General features: G+C 70.0%; 15 protein-coding genes. 8 read left to right on the top strand and 7 right to left on the bottom strand.

Annotation, left to right across the window (positions count from 1 at the left end; all coding sequences use genetic code 11):
* Positions 1 to 62: 62 nt before the first annotated feature.
* The gene (locus tag ABZ412_RS15260; RefSeq protein WP_357281008.1) at positions 63 to 500 is read left to right on the top strand and encodes a MarR family transcriptional regulator; all 438 of its coding nucleotides are present in this window, start codon (positions 63 to 65) and stop codon (positions 498 to 500) included.
* Positions 501 to 541: 41 nt separating this feature from the next.
* Here the strand turns inward: ABZ412_RS15260 and ABZ412_RS15265 are convergent, their stop codons facing one another.
* From ABZ412_RS15265 to ABZ412_RS15285, 5 genes are all read right to left on the bottom strand, one after another.
* On the bottom strand, positions 542 to 1,585 hold the full coding sequence (locus ABZ412_RS15265; protein ID WP_357281010.1) for a hypothetical protein: 1,044 nt from the start codon (positions 1,583 to 1,585) through the stop codon (positions 542 to 544).
* A complete protein-coding gene (locus tag ABZ412_RS15270) occupies positions 1,572 to 2,861 on the bottom strand; it encodes an ATP-binding protein (RefSeq protein ID WP_357281013.1) in 1,290 nt (429 codons plus the stop codon). Before ABZ412_RS15270 ends, ABZ412_RS15265 begins: the two co-directional genes overlap by 14 nt.
* Positions 2,858 to 3,526, bottom strand: coding sequence for a response regulator transcription factor (locus tag ABZ412_RS15275; protein ID WP_357097276.1), 669 nt, complete (start codon positions 3,524 to 3,526; stop codon positions 2,858 to 2,860). Before ABZ412_RS15275 ends, ABZ412_RS15270 begins: the two co-directional genes overlap by 4 nt.
* A gap of 115 nt (positions 3,527 to 3,641) precedes the next feature.
* Positions 3,642 to 4,094, bottom strand: coding sequence for a flavodoxin family protein (locus tag ABZ412_RS15280; RefSeq protein ID WP_357281016.1), 453 nt, complete (start codon positions 4,092 to 4,094; stop codon positions 3,642 to 3,644).
* Between the two features lie 9 nt (positions 4,095 to 4,103).
* Positions 4,104 to 4,754, bottom strand: coding sequence for a TetR/AcrR family transcriptional regulator (locus ABZ412_RS15285; protein ID WP_357281019.1), 651 nt, complete (start codon positions 4,752 to 4,754; stop codon positions 4,104 to 4,106).
* Positions 4,755 to 4,857: 103 nt separating this feature from the next.
* Between ABZ412_RS15285 and ABZ412_RS15290 the strand changes: the two genes are divergently transcribed.
* The 4 genes from ABZ412_RS15290 to ABZ412_RS15305 are packed head-to-tail and all read left to right on the top strand — an operon-like array spanning position 4,858 to position 8,481.
* Complete coding sequence (locus tag ABZ412_RS15290) at positions 4,858 to 6,228, top strand: NAD(P)-binding domain-containing protein (protein WP_357281021.1); 1,371 nt, start codon at positions 4,858 to 4,860, stop codon at positions 6,226 to 6,228.
* Positions 6,225 to 7,163, top strand: a complete 939-nt coding sequence (locus ABZ412_RS15295; protein ID WP_357281024.1) for an alpha/beta fold hydrolase — start codon at positions 6,225 to 6,227, stop codon at positions 7,161 to 7,163. The genes ABZ412_RS15290 and ABZ412_RS15295 overlap by 4 nt, the downstream gene beginning before the upstream one ends.
* Positions 7,160 to 8,254, top strand: coding sequence for a saccharopine dehydrogenase NADP-binding domain-containing protein (locus tag ABZ412_RS15300; protein ID WP_357281027.1), 1,095 nt, complete (start codon positions 7,160 to 7,162; stop codon positions 8,252 to 8,254). The genes ABZ412_RS15295 and ABZ412_RS15300 overlap by 4 nt, the downstream gene beginning before the upstream one ends.
* Positions 8,251 to 8,481, top strand: coding sequence for a hypothetical protein (locus ABZ412_RS15305; RefSeq protein ID WP_357281029.1), 231 nt, complete (start codon positions 8,251 to 8,253; stop codon positions 8,479 to 8,481). The genes ABZ412_RS15300 and ABZ412_RS15305 overlap by 4 nt, the downstream gene beginning before the upstream one ends.
* A 15-nt stretch (positions 8,482 to 8,496) precedes the next feature.
* Here the strand turns inward: ABZ412_RS15305 and ABZ412_RS15310 are convergent, their stop codons facing one another.
* Positions 8,497 to 8,985 (bottom strand): VOC family protein, encoded by a 489-nt coding sequence (locus tag ABZ412_RS15310; protein WP_357281031.1) that lies wholly within the window; start codon positions 8,983 to 8,985, stop codon positions 8,497 to 8,499.
* Positions 8,986 to 9,055: 70 nt separating this feature from the next.
* Here ABZ412_RS15310 and ABZ412_RS15315 point away from each other — a divergent pair, with 70 nt between their 5' ends.
* The 3 genes from ABZ412_RS15315 to ABZ412_RS15325 are packed head-to-tail and all read left to right on the top strand — an operon-like array spanning position 9,056 to position 11,041.
* Positions 9,056 to 9,712: a helix-turn-helix domain-containing protein gene (locus tag ABZ412_RS15315; RefSeq protein WP_357281033.1), complete on the top strand. Its 657-nt coding sequence runs from the start codon at positions 9,056 to 9,058 to the stop codon at positions 9,710 to 9,712.
* Entirely contained in the window at positions 9,712 to 9,981 is a 270-nt protein-coding gene (locus tag ABZ412_RS15320; protein ID WP_357281036.1) for a hypothetical protein, read from the top strand. The genes ABZ412_RS15315 and ABZ412_RS15320 overlap by 1 nt, the downstream gene beginning before the upstream one ends.
* A gap of 55 nt (positions 9,982 to 10,036) precedes the next feature.
* Complete coding sequence (locus ABZ412_RS15325; RefSeq protein ID WP_357281039.1) at positions 10,037 to 11,041, top strand: PHP domain-containing protein; 1,005 nt, start codon at positions 10,037 to 10,039, stop codon at positions 11,039 to 11,041.
* A 217-nt stretch (positions 11,042 to 11,258) separates the two neighbouring features.
* Here ABZ412_RS15325 and ABZ412_RS15330 read toward each other — a convergent pair whose 3' ends face one another.
* Complete coding sequence (locus tag ABZ412_RS15330) at positions 11,259 to 12,701, bottom strand: DHA2 family efflux MFS transporter permease subunit (protein ID WP_357281042.1); 1,443 nt, start codon at positions 12,699 to 12,701, stop codon at positions 11,259 to 11,261.
* Between the last annotated feature and the right edge of the window lie 30 nt (positions 12,702 to 12,731).

Consider the following 12,731-nt stretch of genomic DNA (forward strand, 5'->3'; position numbering starts at 1 on the left):
GGATTGCTAGAATTAGTTATCCGCATAATGTTATGCGGATAACTATCCTGTCAAGGAGACCCGTGGACTTCGAGCAAGCCGATGCCATCAACCAGGCCATACGCCTGCTGACCCTGCGCCACCGAGCAAGAGCCGCAGCGCTATTGGCGCCGCTGGGGCTGCATACCGGGCAGGAGGCGCTGTTGCTCGAGCTCGCTCGGAGTGGGCCGATGATTCAGGCGCAGTTGAGTGGCGCGCTCGGGTGTGAGCCGCCCAGTGTCACGTTGATGACGAAGAAACTCGAAGCGTCCGGACATGTTCGGCGGGCGCCCGCGCCGAATGACAAGCGGGCCAGTGTCGTCGAACTCACCGAGAGGGGGCGGGAGCTGACCGAGAAGGTGAAGCGGCTGTGGCGGGATCTGGCCGAGGAGACCGTGGCCGGACTGCCGGAGCGAACCGTGGCGGAACTGCCCGCGCTGTTGGCGACCCTGACAGGGAATGTGGACAGCAGGCAGCGGTGACGAGCAGGGACCGCCCCCGCTCGATACAACGGTTCTCGTACCTAGTCGGTCATGGTGGTGACTCGGCCGTCCTGGTCGATCTCGGTTCGGCGGTCCTGGGTGGGGGCGGTGGCGAGGACGGTGGCCAGGACCGGGCGGCCCAGGGGCAGGACTCGGATAGTCACCCGGCCCGCGTTGGTCGCGTCCAATTCCTTGGTGGCGGCATCGATCACGCGGCGGCGGACCCATTCGGGGACTCCGGCGAAGCCGCCGTCGTCGAGGAGGATCACTTCGACGCCGCGGCCGCGGGCGCCGCGGGCGGCGCCGCTGAGTTCGTCGGTGACCAGTTGGGGTGCGCGCAGGCCGTCGCGGAGTTCGGCCTCGAGCAGGCGGCATTCCTCGCGTTCGGCGGCGGTGAGCTGCGCGCCGTCGGCGATGCGCTCGAGGATCGGGCGGGCCACGCGGTCCAGGCGGGCGAGCTGGCGGGTGCGTTCGCTGTCGGCGGCGGCCATGGTGGCCTCGGCGGTGGCGCGCATGAGGGCGTCCTCGCGCAGGATGCGCAGCGAGCGCTGCATGGGGCGCATGATGGCGGTGAAGACCGAGATGGCGGTGATCGTGCCGACCGGGACCATGGAACCGATCAGAGTGCCCGGATCCAGGTGCGAACCGCCCAAGCCGAGAGTGACCAGGACCGCGGCCACGGCGATGACACCCGCCCACGCGGTGCGAGCCCGCCCGCGCAGCACCAGGACTCCGAGCACGTAGGACGAGGCGAATGCCGACCACACCGACTCGTGCGGCAGATCGCGCACCGGGGTCATAACGGTCAGGGCGGTCGCGATCGGCGGCGCGGCGGCCCCGTACAGGGCGACCGGAATCGGCAGCGGGTCGACCGGGATCGCGGTGACCAGCGCGCCCGCGCTGAGCATCAGCACCAGTGCGGCCAGCGCCGCCCACAGCGGGGCCTGCCCGAAATTGCGGGCCATGTACAGCGCGATGACGGCTTCCAGGATGAGCAGGAACCACCACGCGGTACTGCCCCGCAGCCCGAGCAGATCGCGCAGCCCGAAACGGGGGTCCAGGTCGATGCCGTCAGCGCGAGCCATCGCCACCCCACACCAAGGTCACGGTGGTGCCCTCGCCGGGCTGGGATTCCACGAACGCCGAGCCGCCCGCCAGCTGGCGCATGCGACCCAGGATGCTCATGGAGATGCCGAGCCGATCGGCGGACACGGCGGCCAGGTCGAATCCGGCCCCGTTGTCGCTGAACACGATCCGGATGCTGCCCGCGCTGACGGTGGCGGTCACGGTGCGCCGCACCTCGCGCCCCGGGACCGCGGCGTGGCGCAGGCTGTTGCGCACGGCCTCGGTGAGCGCGGCGGCGATGGTGCTGGCCGAATGCACCGGCATGCGCAGGTCGTCGAAGCCGGGCCAGGTGCGGGTGGCGAAGCGGATGCTCGGATTGATCTCCTGCACCGCGGCGCGCAGGAACAGCAGCGCCGAACGGGCGTCGAGCAGGTCCGGATCGCGTTCCGCGCCACGGTATTCGTCGAGTTGTTCCAGGGTGCGCTCGGCCTGCCGCCGCACCACATCGGATTCGGCGCCGGCGCGCGAAGCCTCCAAAAGCGTTGAGAGCACGGCGTCGTGGATGAGCGCGGCGAAGCGCGAGCGTTCCCGGTCGCGCGCCTGGGCGGCGGCCTGGGCGGCGGCGCGGCGGCTGGCGATGGCGGATTCGCGGTCGACGCGGGCCGCAGCGCCCACGGCGGCGGTACCGCACCACAGGAACAGGGCGGCCAATCCCGCCGAGCGCAGGAAGTTCTCGATGATGTGCTGCGGGGTCACCTCGCCGACCGTGTACACGGTGGCCAGCGCCGCCGACGCGGACGCGGCCAGCAGATAGACCAGCGTTGTCCGGCCCGACCAGGCCAGCACGCCCGCGCTCACCGCGAGCGCGGTCACCCGATACGGCCAGATATTGGTGGCGTCGACGGTGTGCGGGGCGAACCCGAGCGGGATGGTGGCGAGCGCGCCGAGGAAACTGACCGCGGCGCAACCACACACGAACTTGATGGCCTTGGTCCCCGATACCGCCGACACCACGCCGATGATCGGATACCAGCCGAACACGAGCGCCATCGCGGCCACCGACCACCACACCGACGCGTAGCGGCCCTGTTCGGCGACCTCCGGCAGTTCGCCGCCGCCGATGATGGCGCCCGCGATGCCGATGGAGATGCCGAGCCGACGCATGATGCGGTCATAGGCGGCGGTAGCCGGATCCTCGGTCGCCTTCACACGGGCACGCACCCGCCGGGTGAGCGCCGCGAGCGAGGGCATGGACCGGGGAGCGGCCGTCGAGTCGAGGGCGCTCGTGGCGGTCATGCCCGCGGACTCCGCTCCGGAACAGGCAGCCACCCGTCCTCGACGGCCCGCTTGTAGAGGTCGGTCTTGGTCGGGGCCGGGCGTCCGGCGTCGGCGTACTTCTGCCGGATGCGGCCCAGATAGTCGTTGACGGTCTGCTCGGACAGCCCGGTCATGCGGGCCACCCGCGACGCCTTCTCCCCCGAGGCGTACAGCTGCAGCACCTGCTGCTGACGCGGGCTCAACCCGACGTCCTGCAATTGCGGGTCGCCGTCGATGGCCGCGGCCCAGTCGGTGGTGACCACCTGTTCGCCATGCGCGGCCCGGCGCACCGCGGCGACCACGGTCGCCGCGTCCTCGGACTTGCGCACCACACCCAGCACGCCCGCCCGGGCGGCCGATCGCACCAGGAACGGATTGTCCGCCCCGGTGAACACCAGCACCTCGATCCCCCGCTCGCGCAGCGCGCGCACATTGTCATCGGGCGAGGAGCCGTCGGCGAGCCGCAGATCCAGCACCACCAGATCCAGTTCCGGCCCGGCCGCCAGCAGTTCCGCGACGGTTCCCGCGGTGATCACCAATTCCAGATCGGCTTCCGGGGCCAGCATGGCCGACAACCCCAGCACCACCGATTCATGGTCCTCGACCAGCCCGATACGGCGTGTCCCCGACTCTTGCGCCTCCACGGCGGCCGTCACCTCTTCCCACACTCATATTGAGCGTTCCCGGAGAACGCCCCCTCGAGTATGACCGGACCACCCGCGAATGTGTCAGACACCAGAATTCGGGGGCACCCGAGTCTCACTCCATCAATCGCGCCGCGACGGTCGCGCCCAGCTCCCAGCACCGCTCGATATCGGACTTCTCGGGCTTGCCCGAAATGATCACCGGCGCGGCCGCTTTCTCCCACCCCAGCCCGGTGGTCGCGCTCTCGACGCTGCGTTCCGCGCCCTCGGTGCCCTGGTTGCCGTGGATGTAGAGCCCATACGGGCGACCCTTGGTCGAATCCAGGCACGGGTAGTAGAAGGTGTCGAAGGCGTGTTTGAGCGCCCCGCTCATGTAGCCGAGGTTGGCCGGGGTGCCGAGGAGATAGCCGTCGGCGGCGAGGACATCGCTGGCGGTGACGCCGAGCGCGGGGCGGCGGATCACCTCGACGCCCTCGATCTCCGGATCGGTCGCGCCCGCCAGCACCGCCTCGAACATCTCCTGCATGAACGGCGACGGAGTGTGGTGAACGATCAGCAGTGTGGGCACGGTGCGAGCCTACGATCCCTGGCCGCGATAGGGGTCGACCACGACGTGGACCAGACGCAGGGCGGTGGCGACGGCGTGGTCGGCATCGCCCTCGGCGAGGCCGAGCACCGGGTCGAGGCCCTGGACGTGCGGGGCGAGGGCGATCTGCGGCAGCAGCAGTAGGAGCAGGGCCAGCAGCGCCTCGGTGTCGGTTTCGGGGCGCAGTGCGCCGGTGGCGACCCCGGCGTCGAAGAGGGGACGCAGGACCGCGAGGTAGTGGACGTTGACCGATTCACGGACGGCGGTGCGGGCGACGGGGTCCGGCTCGAGGTTGGCCGCGGCGGTCATGGCGCGTTCGAGCGGGTGGTCGTAGAAGTAGCGCACCCACGCCTCGAGCAGGGCTTCGAAGGAACCGAAGAAGTCGGTGTCCCAGCGCAATTCGCGCACCACCGCCTCCATGCTGGCGCGGATCCGCTCACTCGACAGTTCGGCCAGGTAGACGTACATGTCGGCCTTGTCGGTGAAGTACTGGAACAGGCTGCCCTTGGAGACGCCGGCCTCCTTGCAGATGGTGTTCAGGCTGCCGCCGCTGAATCCGCGCGCGGCGAACTCGGCCTCGGCCGCGGCCACCACGGCGGCGCGACGCGGCGCGGGCAGCCGATCCCATGTCCCTGTCGGCATCACCGATCTCCTCTGACTACCTGCGGCCTATTGACGTCGTGACCGTTTCGATCCTACAGTGACCAGTGGTCATATGACCACTGGTCATAAAGGAGTCCGATCGATGTCCATCAATTCGAGTCCGAAGGTCTGCGTCATCGGCGCGGGGTCGGCAGGTATCGCGGCGGTGAAGGTGCTCGCCGAACGCGGCCTCGACGTGCACTGTTACGAGCTGTCCGACCGGGTCGGCGGCAACTGGGTGTTCGGCAATACCAACGGGGTGTCCGCGGCCTACAAGTCGCTGCACATCAACACCTCGCGTCAGCGCATGGAGTTCAGCGACTTCCCCATGCCCGCGCATCTGCCCGACTTCGCGCGCCACGATCAGATCGCCGACTACTTCGACTCGTACGTGCGGCATTTCGACTTCGCCGACCGGATCCGGTTCCGCACCGGCGTCCTGCACGTCGCGCCGCGCGCCGACCACGGCTTCGACGTGACGATCTCGACCGGCGAAACCCTGCGCTACGACGCGGTGCTGGTCGCCAACGGTCACCACTGGGATCCCCGCCTGCCCGAACCGATGTTCCCCGGCGCGGGCGAGTTCCGCGGGCAGCTGATGCACTCGCACGCCTACACCGAGGAAGCGCAGCTGACCGGGAAGCGGGTGGTGGTGCTCGGGATGGGCAACTCCGCCATGGACATCGCGGTGGACGCCTCGTATCACGCCGAGCAGACCTATCTTTCGGCCCGCAGCGGCGTGCACGTGATCCCGAAGTACGTCTGGGGCCGCCCCTACGACCGCCTCGGGGCCGCCGAGCGGTTCCCGTCGTTCCTGCGCTGGCCGTTCGCGCGCAGGCTGATGGCCGCGGCCACCGGGCCGATGTCCCGCTACGGGCTGCCCGAGCCCGATCACAAGTTCGCCCAGGCGCATCCGACCATGTCCAGCCGTATCCTCGACCGGCTGGCGCACGGCGCGATCACGCCGGTCCCGAACATCGATCACTTCGACGGCGACGAGGTGGTGTTCACCGACGGCCGCCGGGTGGCCGCCGACCTGGTGGTGTTCTGCACCGGCTACAAGATCAGCTTCCCGTTCTTCGACCACGACTTCCTCGACCCGTCCGGTGACAATCGAATCCGCCTGTACCGGCGCGTGTTCCATCCCGAGGTGCCGGGCCTGTACTTCGTCGGCCTGGTGCAGCCGCTGGGCGCGATCATGCCGATCGCCGAACGCCAGGCCCAGCTGATCGCCGACCACCTCCAGGGCCGGTACCACCTGCCCAGCGCCGCCGACATGGACAGTGAGATCGCCGCGCACCGGCGCGGCATCCAGCGCCGCTACGTCGCCTCCAAACGGCACACCATCCAGGTCGACTTCGACGACTACATGCGCGATCTGCGCCTGGAGCGTGAACGCGGCGCCCGCCGGCCCGCCGGGCTGTCGGCCGCCGACCACCCCGCCCGCCGCGCCGCCGAGGTGGTCGCGCGATGAGCGGAAACCACACGGGCGCAACCACATACGACGTGCGCTTCCCCTCCCGAAACGGCGACCACTGCGCCGCGACCCTCTACCTGCCCGAGCCTCGCCCGGGCACCCGCCCGCCGGTGATGGTGATGGCGCACGGACTCGGCGCGATCCGCGCCATGGGCCTGGGCGCCTATGCCGAGCGGTTCACCGCCGCCGGGTACGCCTGCCTGGTGTTCGACTACCGCCACTTCGGCGACAGCGACGGCGCACCCCGCTATCTGCTCTCGACCCGTGAACAGCGCGCGGACTGGATCGCCGCACTGTCGTTCGCCCGGCACCTGCCCCAGGTCGACAATGCCCGGATCATCGCCTGGGGCACGTCCTTCGGCGGCGGGCATGTCATTCACACCGCCGCGAAACGCCCGGCCGGACTGGTCGCGGCGATCGCGCAGTGCCCCTTCACCGACGGCATCGCCTCCACCCTCGCGGTCTCGCCGATCAATTCGGTCAAGGCCACCGCCGCGGGCGTGCGCGATGTCGCGGCCATGCTGCTCGGCCGCGAACCGCACATGATCACCACCGCCGGGCCCGTGAACGGCACCGCGCTGATGACCGCGCCCGACGCCGAATCCGGTTATCTGGCACTGGTTCCGCCCGGCGCCGACTTCCGCAACGAGGCCGCGGCCCGGGTGGTGTTCGACATCCTCACCGATCGGCCCGGCCGCCACACCGGCCGCATCCGGGTGCCGATCCTGTTCTCGGTGTGCGAAACCGATTCCGTCGCACCGGCGAAACCCACCCTGCGCTACGCCGCGCGGGCACCGCGCGGTGAGGTCCGCACCTACACGGACGGTCATTTCGACATCTATCGCGGTGCGGCCTTCGAGCGGGTGATCACCGATCAGCTCGCCTTCCTGCGCCGCCATGTCCCGATCACACCGGAAGGAGACACCCCGTGACCGGACGCATCGTGCTGCTGGGCGCGACGGGCTACACCGGCGACCTGGTGTTGCACGCACTGCTGCGCCGCGGCATCGAACCGGTTCTGGCCGGGCGCCATCGCGCGGCCGTGCAGGCGCTCGCCGAACAGGCGGGCGGCCTGGAATTCGCGGTCGCCGACGCCTCCGACACCGCGAGCATCACCGTGCTGCTGAGCCCGGGCGATGTGCTCATCACGACCGTCGGCCCCTTCGAACGGTTCGGCTACCCGGTCGCGGAGGCCGCCGCACTGGCCGGAGCCCACTACATCGATTCCACCGGCGAGGTCGGTTTCGTCCGCGAGTTGCAGGGCCGATTGAACGGCGTCGCGCGGACCAACGGCTCGATCATGTTGCCCGCCTTCGGCTACGACTATGTGCCGGGCGTGCTCGCCGGGGCGCTGGCCGCGCTCGAAGGCGGGACCGCCGTGCGGTCGATCGATATCGGCTACTTCGCGACCGGCCCACTGTGGCGGGGTCTGAGCCAGGGCACCCGCACCACCATGCGCGACGGCGTGACGTTGCCCTCGGCGCGACGACTGCGGGGAGTTCTGGTGGAGGAACGCACGGCATCCCTGGTGCATGCCTTCCCGGTGCGAGGTCGTCGCAAGAACGCCTTTCTGGTCTCGGGCACCGAGGTGCTGCACCTGCCCGCCGCCTTCCCGACCGTCGAGGACGTCAGTGTCTACAACGGCTGGTTCCCGGCGTTGAGCCGGGCGGCCACACTGTTGTCGAGGTTCGCCGCCGTGGCGACTCGAGTCCCCTTGGGCCGCACGCTGATCGATGCCTCCACGCGGCCGGTGATCGGCCCGCCCGGCGGACCCGACGCCGCCGAACGCGAGCGCACCCGCTCCCATGTGGTCGCGGTCGCCACGGGCCCGAGCGGCCCGCTGGGCGAGGTCCATCTCGAAGGTCCGAGCATCTACACCCTCACCGGCGAGCTGATCGCCTGGGCCGCAGAGCAACTCGCGTCCGGTGCGGGGCGCACCGCGGGCATCGTCGGCCCGATCGAGGCCTTCGGTCTCGACGGATTGCGCGACGGCTGCACAGATATCGGCCTGACCCCGGTGTGATCGATGAGCCCGACGAGCAGGCGCTCATCGATCTCGCCCTGGTCTGGCAGCCGTTCGGCGGCCCGCCCGCCGGGGAGATCCTCACCACGCTCGGGCTCAGCGCGCCCGAGTTCCGGGCCCGCGTCCGCCGGATCCTGGCCACCCGGGGCACCCGCGTCGAGGAGCCGATGCGCCGGCACGCGCGGGCGGTCCTGCGTTCGTACCTCCACGACGCGGGCCGCCCGTGACGCGTACCGATCGAATCACTGAATCTCGTTGCCCTGCAGGGCGATCTCGCGTTCCTTGGCTTCCGCGGTCGCGCGTGGATTGTCGATGGTGACGGGTTCGTCGCCGAGTTCGGTGTGGGATTCCATGGAGTAGAAGCGGACTTCGTGACCGTCGGGGTCGCGGAGTTCGGGCAGGATCCAGCCGAGGCTGGCGCGGTGCACCCCGGCATGGGATTCACCGAGGCCGTTCAAATGCCGTGCCAGCGTTTCCAGGGCCGCTCGATCCGGGACGCCGATCGAGAAGAAGTCGAATCCCGCGGAGGCGGCGGCCATTTCGGGATGCAGGCGCAGGCCGAGCATCGGTCCGCCGGCGGCGTGGTGCAGGACGGCACCCCTCAGGACGCCCTGCTCCTGGAATTCGAGGCCGACGGTGTAGCCGAGGCGGCTGCAGTACCAATCGATGGACCGTGCCAGATCCGACACGGGAACTTTGAGGTGATGCACCCCGGCGAGTGTGGGGATCATCGCTGCTATCCTTTGCAGTATCGATGTATTTATGCAGTATCACTGTAGTGATGCAGTTAGGATGCAGCAGTTGAGTTCGGGTGTCAAGAAGTCGTCCCCGCTGTGGGATGCCCGCAAGGCCGAGACCGAGCGCAAGATCCTCGACGCGGCCCGGCGGCTGTTCATCGCCGACGGCTACGCGGCGACCTCGCTGGCCGCGGTCGCCGATGCCGCCGAGGTGGGTTCGCGCACGGTCTACCTGCGCTTCGGCTCCAAGGCCGAACTGCTCAAACGCACCATCGACGTGGCTATCGTCGGCGACACCGAGGACGTCGACCTGGCCCACCGCGACTGGCACATCCGGGCCGGGACAGCGCCCACCCTGCGCGAACGCGTCACCGCCTACGCCCAGGGCGCGCGGCAGCTCATGGAACGCGCGGCGCCGCTCATCGCGGCCGCCGTCGCCGCCGAGGCCAACGAACCGGTCATCGCCGAGGCCGCCCGGGCCGGACGCGCCGCCACCCAGCAGCATGTCGCCGAGCTGTGGCAGCGCATGCGCGCCGACGGACTGCTGCATCCCGAGGCGGATCTCGACTGGATCATCGGAACGGTCGGCCCGCTCGCCCAGGCCGACACCTATAACCTCATGGTCAGCACCCTCGGCCTGGATGCGGACGGTTACCAGCGGTGGCTCTACGGCACCTGGATGCGTCTGGCCACGACGCCCTCGACGCTTGCGGAGGCCTGATGAAGATCGCCCACACCATAGGGGTCGTCGTGGGCCTGGCCCTGATACTGATCGGATTGTTCCGGCTGTCGCTGCCCGTGGAATGTGACGGTCACTCCATGAACATCGGTCAGGTCTGCCATGAGACGAGCAAGGGCCGCCCGGTGGTGCGGAGCTACGACGAGCAACGCTCCCTGCGCGATTCGATCACGGGATTCCTGGTCGTCGGCGGCGTGATCGTGGCGGCCGGGTCGGCGGTGCTGCTGCGGCGGACGCTGCGGGCGGACTGAGCACGGGCGCGCCGAGTACACACCGTGCGGTCGCGCGGCGGGCACACTGGTAGCCATGGATCCTGTCGTCGCGCTCCGCATGATCGCGTTCTTCAAGGACCGGGCCCGCGAGGATTCGCGGCGGGTGATGGCCTACCGCAATGCCGCCGACATCGTCGAGGCCCTCGACGACGCGGAGCGGGAGCGGCTCGGCCGCACCGGAGATTGGCAGTCCCTGGCCGGGGTAGGACCCAAGACGGCAGCGGTGATCGCGCAGGCGTGGGCCGGTCGCGAGCCGGACACGCTGATCCAATTGCGCACCGCGGCCAAGGATCTCGGCGGCGGTGAGCTGCGGGCCGCGCTCAAGGGCGATCTGCACGTGCACTCGAACTGGTCCGACGGGTCGGCGTCGATCGTGGAGATGATGGCCACCGCGCAGGCCCTGGGCCACGAATACTGCGCGTTGACCGATCATTCCCCGCGGCTGACGGTGGCCAACGGCCTCTCGCCGGACCGGTTGCGGCAGCAGCTCGAGGTGATCGACGAACTGCGGGACCGCTTCTCCCCCATGGTCATCCTGACCGGCATCGAGGTCGACATCCTCGACGACGGCAGCCTCGATCAGGAGCCCGAACTCCTCGAACGCCTCGACATCGTGGTCGCCAGCGTCCATTCCAAGCTGAAGATGGACGCCGCCGCCATGACCCGCCGTATGGTGCGCGCGGTCTCGGGCGGCCGCGCCACCGTGCTCGGCCACTGCACCGGCCGCCTGGTCGAGGGCAATCGCGGCACCCGGCCCGAGTCGAGTTTCGATGCCGCGCAGGTCTTCTCGGCCTGCCGCGACCACGGGGTCGCGGTCGAGATCAACTCGCGCCCCGAACGCCGCGACCCACCGACCCGCCTGCTGAAACAGGCCCTCGAACTCGGCTGCCACTTCTCCATCGACACCGACGCCCACGCGCCCGGCCAGCTCGACTTCCTCGGCTACGGCGCGCAACGCGCCCTCGACAACGGCGTCCCCGCCGACCGGATCATCAATACCTGGCCGGTGGACAAGCTCCTGGCGTGGGCCTCGTCCTGAGTGCGCTCAGTCGACGGTCGGGATCGCGCCGCCATCGATGCGAAGGTTCGCGCCGCTGATCGACGCCGTGTCCAGTCCATCGCGGTCACGGCCTTCCGGAACCGGGTGTGGCGCGGGATATCTCGCTGATTCGTGGCGAGGATACCCAGCGCCTGACAGTTGCCCCGTCACGCGATGTCGCGCCCGCGAGCACCCCGGCCGCGGGCGAGCATCGTGTCTAGGCGGTCACCCGCTGCCGACGGCGCAGGACGGTCGAGGCCACCGCCGCGACCACCGAGAGGGCGGCGAGCCCGGCGAAGGCGAGGTGGTAGCCGGACACCGGTGACCACCCCGAAGCCGCTGCGCGGGACAGGATCACGGCCACCAGTGCGACCCCGACCGCGCCGCCGACCCGCTGCATGATGTTGACCAGCGCCGTGGCGTCGGGCAACTGCTCGCGCCGGACCGCCGCGTAGGCCGCGGACACCAGTGGCATCGCGCCCACCGCGGTCGCCAATCCCGCCGCGAACAGCAGTGATTGGACGAGGAATCCGTTGGCGTCGACCGGCAGGAAGGCCAGCGGCAGCACGGTGGCGGCCACGGCCAGGTTGCCGAGCACCGCGACGCTGCCGCCGCCGAAGCGGTCGGTCAGCCTGCCACCCAGGGGCAGCATGATGACCCCGCCCAGCCCGAAGCCGAGCAGGCTCACGCCGGTGCGGACCAGCCCGGTGCCGTGCAGTTCCTGGAAGTACAACGGCAGCAACACCATCACGCCGAACATGGCGCCCCCGGCGAAGAACCCGGCGCTGGTGGCCGCGCTGAAGCCGGGGTTGCCGAACAACCGGATGTCGAGCAGCGGCAGCGTGTTCCGCAGCGCGCGCACCAGGAATCCGGCCAGCCCGGCCAGGCCGAGCAGCACCGGCAGCCACACCGACAGCGAGGTCACCGACCCGGTCACGCCGACCTCGGACAGTCCGTAGACCACCGCCGACACGCCGCCGCCCGCGAGCACCAGCCCGAGCACGTCCAGCGGCCGCGTGGCCGTCCCGCTGCTGCGCGGCAGGTAGCGCAGGCCCAGTGCCAGCCCGATCAGGCCGAACGGAATGTTGATGAGGAACAACCACTCCCAGCTCCAGTGCGCCAGCAGGAGCCCGCCGATGGTCGGCCCGATCGCGGGCGCGCCCACGACGGCGATGCCGACCACGCCCATGACCCGGCCCATGCGCTGCGGCCCGGCAGCCTGGCCCAGGATGGTCTGCCCGGCGGGGATCATCAGCCCGGCGGCGAGCCCTTGCAGGATGCGCAGCCCGATCAGCCAGCCCGCGTCGGGCGCGAAGGCGCACGCGGTCGAGGTGAGGGTGAACGCGATCAACGCCCAGAGCCAGAGCCGGGTGACGCCGACGCGCCGCGCGAGCCAGCCGCAGACGGTGAGTGAAACCCCCAGGGCCAGCAGGTATCCGCTGGCGACCCACTGGATCGTGGCCAGCGACGCGCCGAGGTCCGCGCCGATGGTGTGCAGCCCGATATTGACCAGCGAGGTGTCGAGCATCCCCATGACCGCGCCGAACACCACCACGCCGGCGGTGCGCCAGACATGCGCGGGGATCTGGCCGGAGTCGGCGAGGGTGGCGCCGGAGTCGGTGGCGATGGATGTCCCGGTGTCCGAACGCGTTTGCGTCATCGGACCCCTCCTTCAATTGTTGATGAGCAA

It is taken from the genome of Nocardia sp. NPDC005746, assembly GCF_040630785.1.
GTDB lineage: Bacteria > Actinomycetota > Actinomycetes > Mycobacteriales > Mycobacteriaceae > Nocardia.

What these genes read in the sequence shown, in the direction of transcription:
- ABZ412_RS15265 (WP_357281010.1), bottom strand. Translation starts at nt 1,585, where the DNA reads ATGGCTCGCGCTGACGGCATCGACCTGGACCCCCGTTTCGGGCTGCGC.
- ABZ412_RS15270 (WP_357281013.1), bottom strand. Translation starts at nt 2,861, where the DNA reads ATGACCGCCACGAGCGCCCTCGACTCGACGGCCGCTCCCCGGTCCATG.
- ABZ412_RS15285 (WP_357281019.1), bottom strand. Translation starts at nt 4,754, where the DNA reads ATGCCGACAGGGACATGGGATCGGCTGCCCGCGCCGCGTCGCGCCGCC.
- ABZ412_RS15290 (WP_357281021.1), top strand. Translation starts at nt 4,858, where the DNA reads ATGTCCATCAATTCGAGTCCGAAGGTCTGCGTCATCGGCGCGGGGTCG.
- ABZ412_RS15295 (WP_357281024.1), top strand. Translation starts at nt 6,225, where the DNA reads ATGAGCGGAAACCACACGGGCGCAACCACATACGACGTGCGCTTCCCC.
- ABZ412_RS15310 (WP_357281031.1), bottom strand. Translation starts at nt 8,985, where the DNA reads ATGATCCCCACACTCGCCGGGGTGCATCACCTCAAAGTTCCCGTGTCG.
- ABZ412_RS15320 (WP_357281036.1), top strand. Translation starts at nt 9,712, where the DNA reads ATGAAGATCGCCCACACCATAGGGGTCGTCGTGGGCCTGGCCCTGATA.
- ABZ412_RS15325 (WP_357281039.1), top strand. Translation starts at nt 10,037, where the DNA reads ATGGATCCTGTCGTCGCGCTCCGCATGATCGCGTTCTTCAAGGACCGG.
- ABZ412_RS15330 (WP_357281042.1), bottom strand. Translation starts at nt 12,701, where the DNA reads ATGACGCAAACGCGTTCGGACACCGGGACATCCATCGCCACCGACTCC.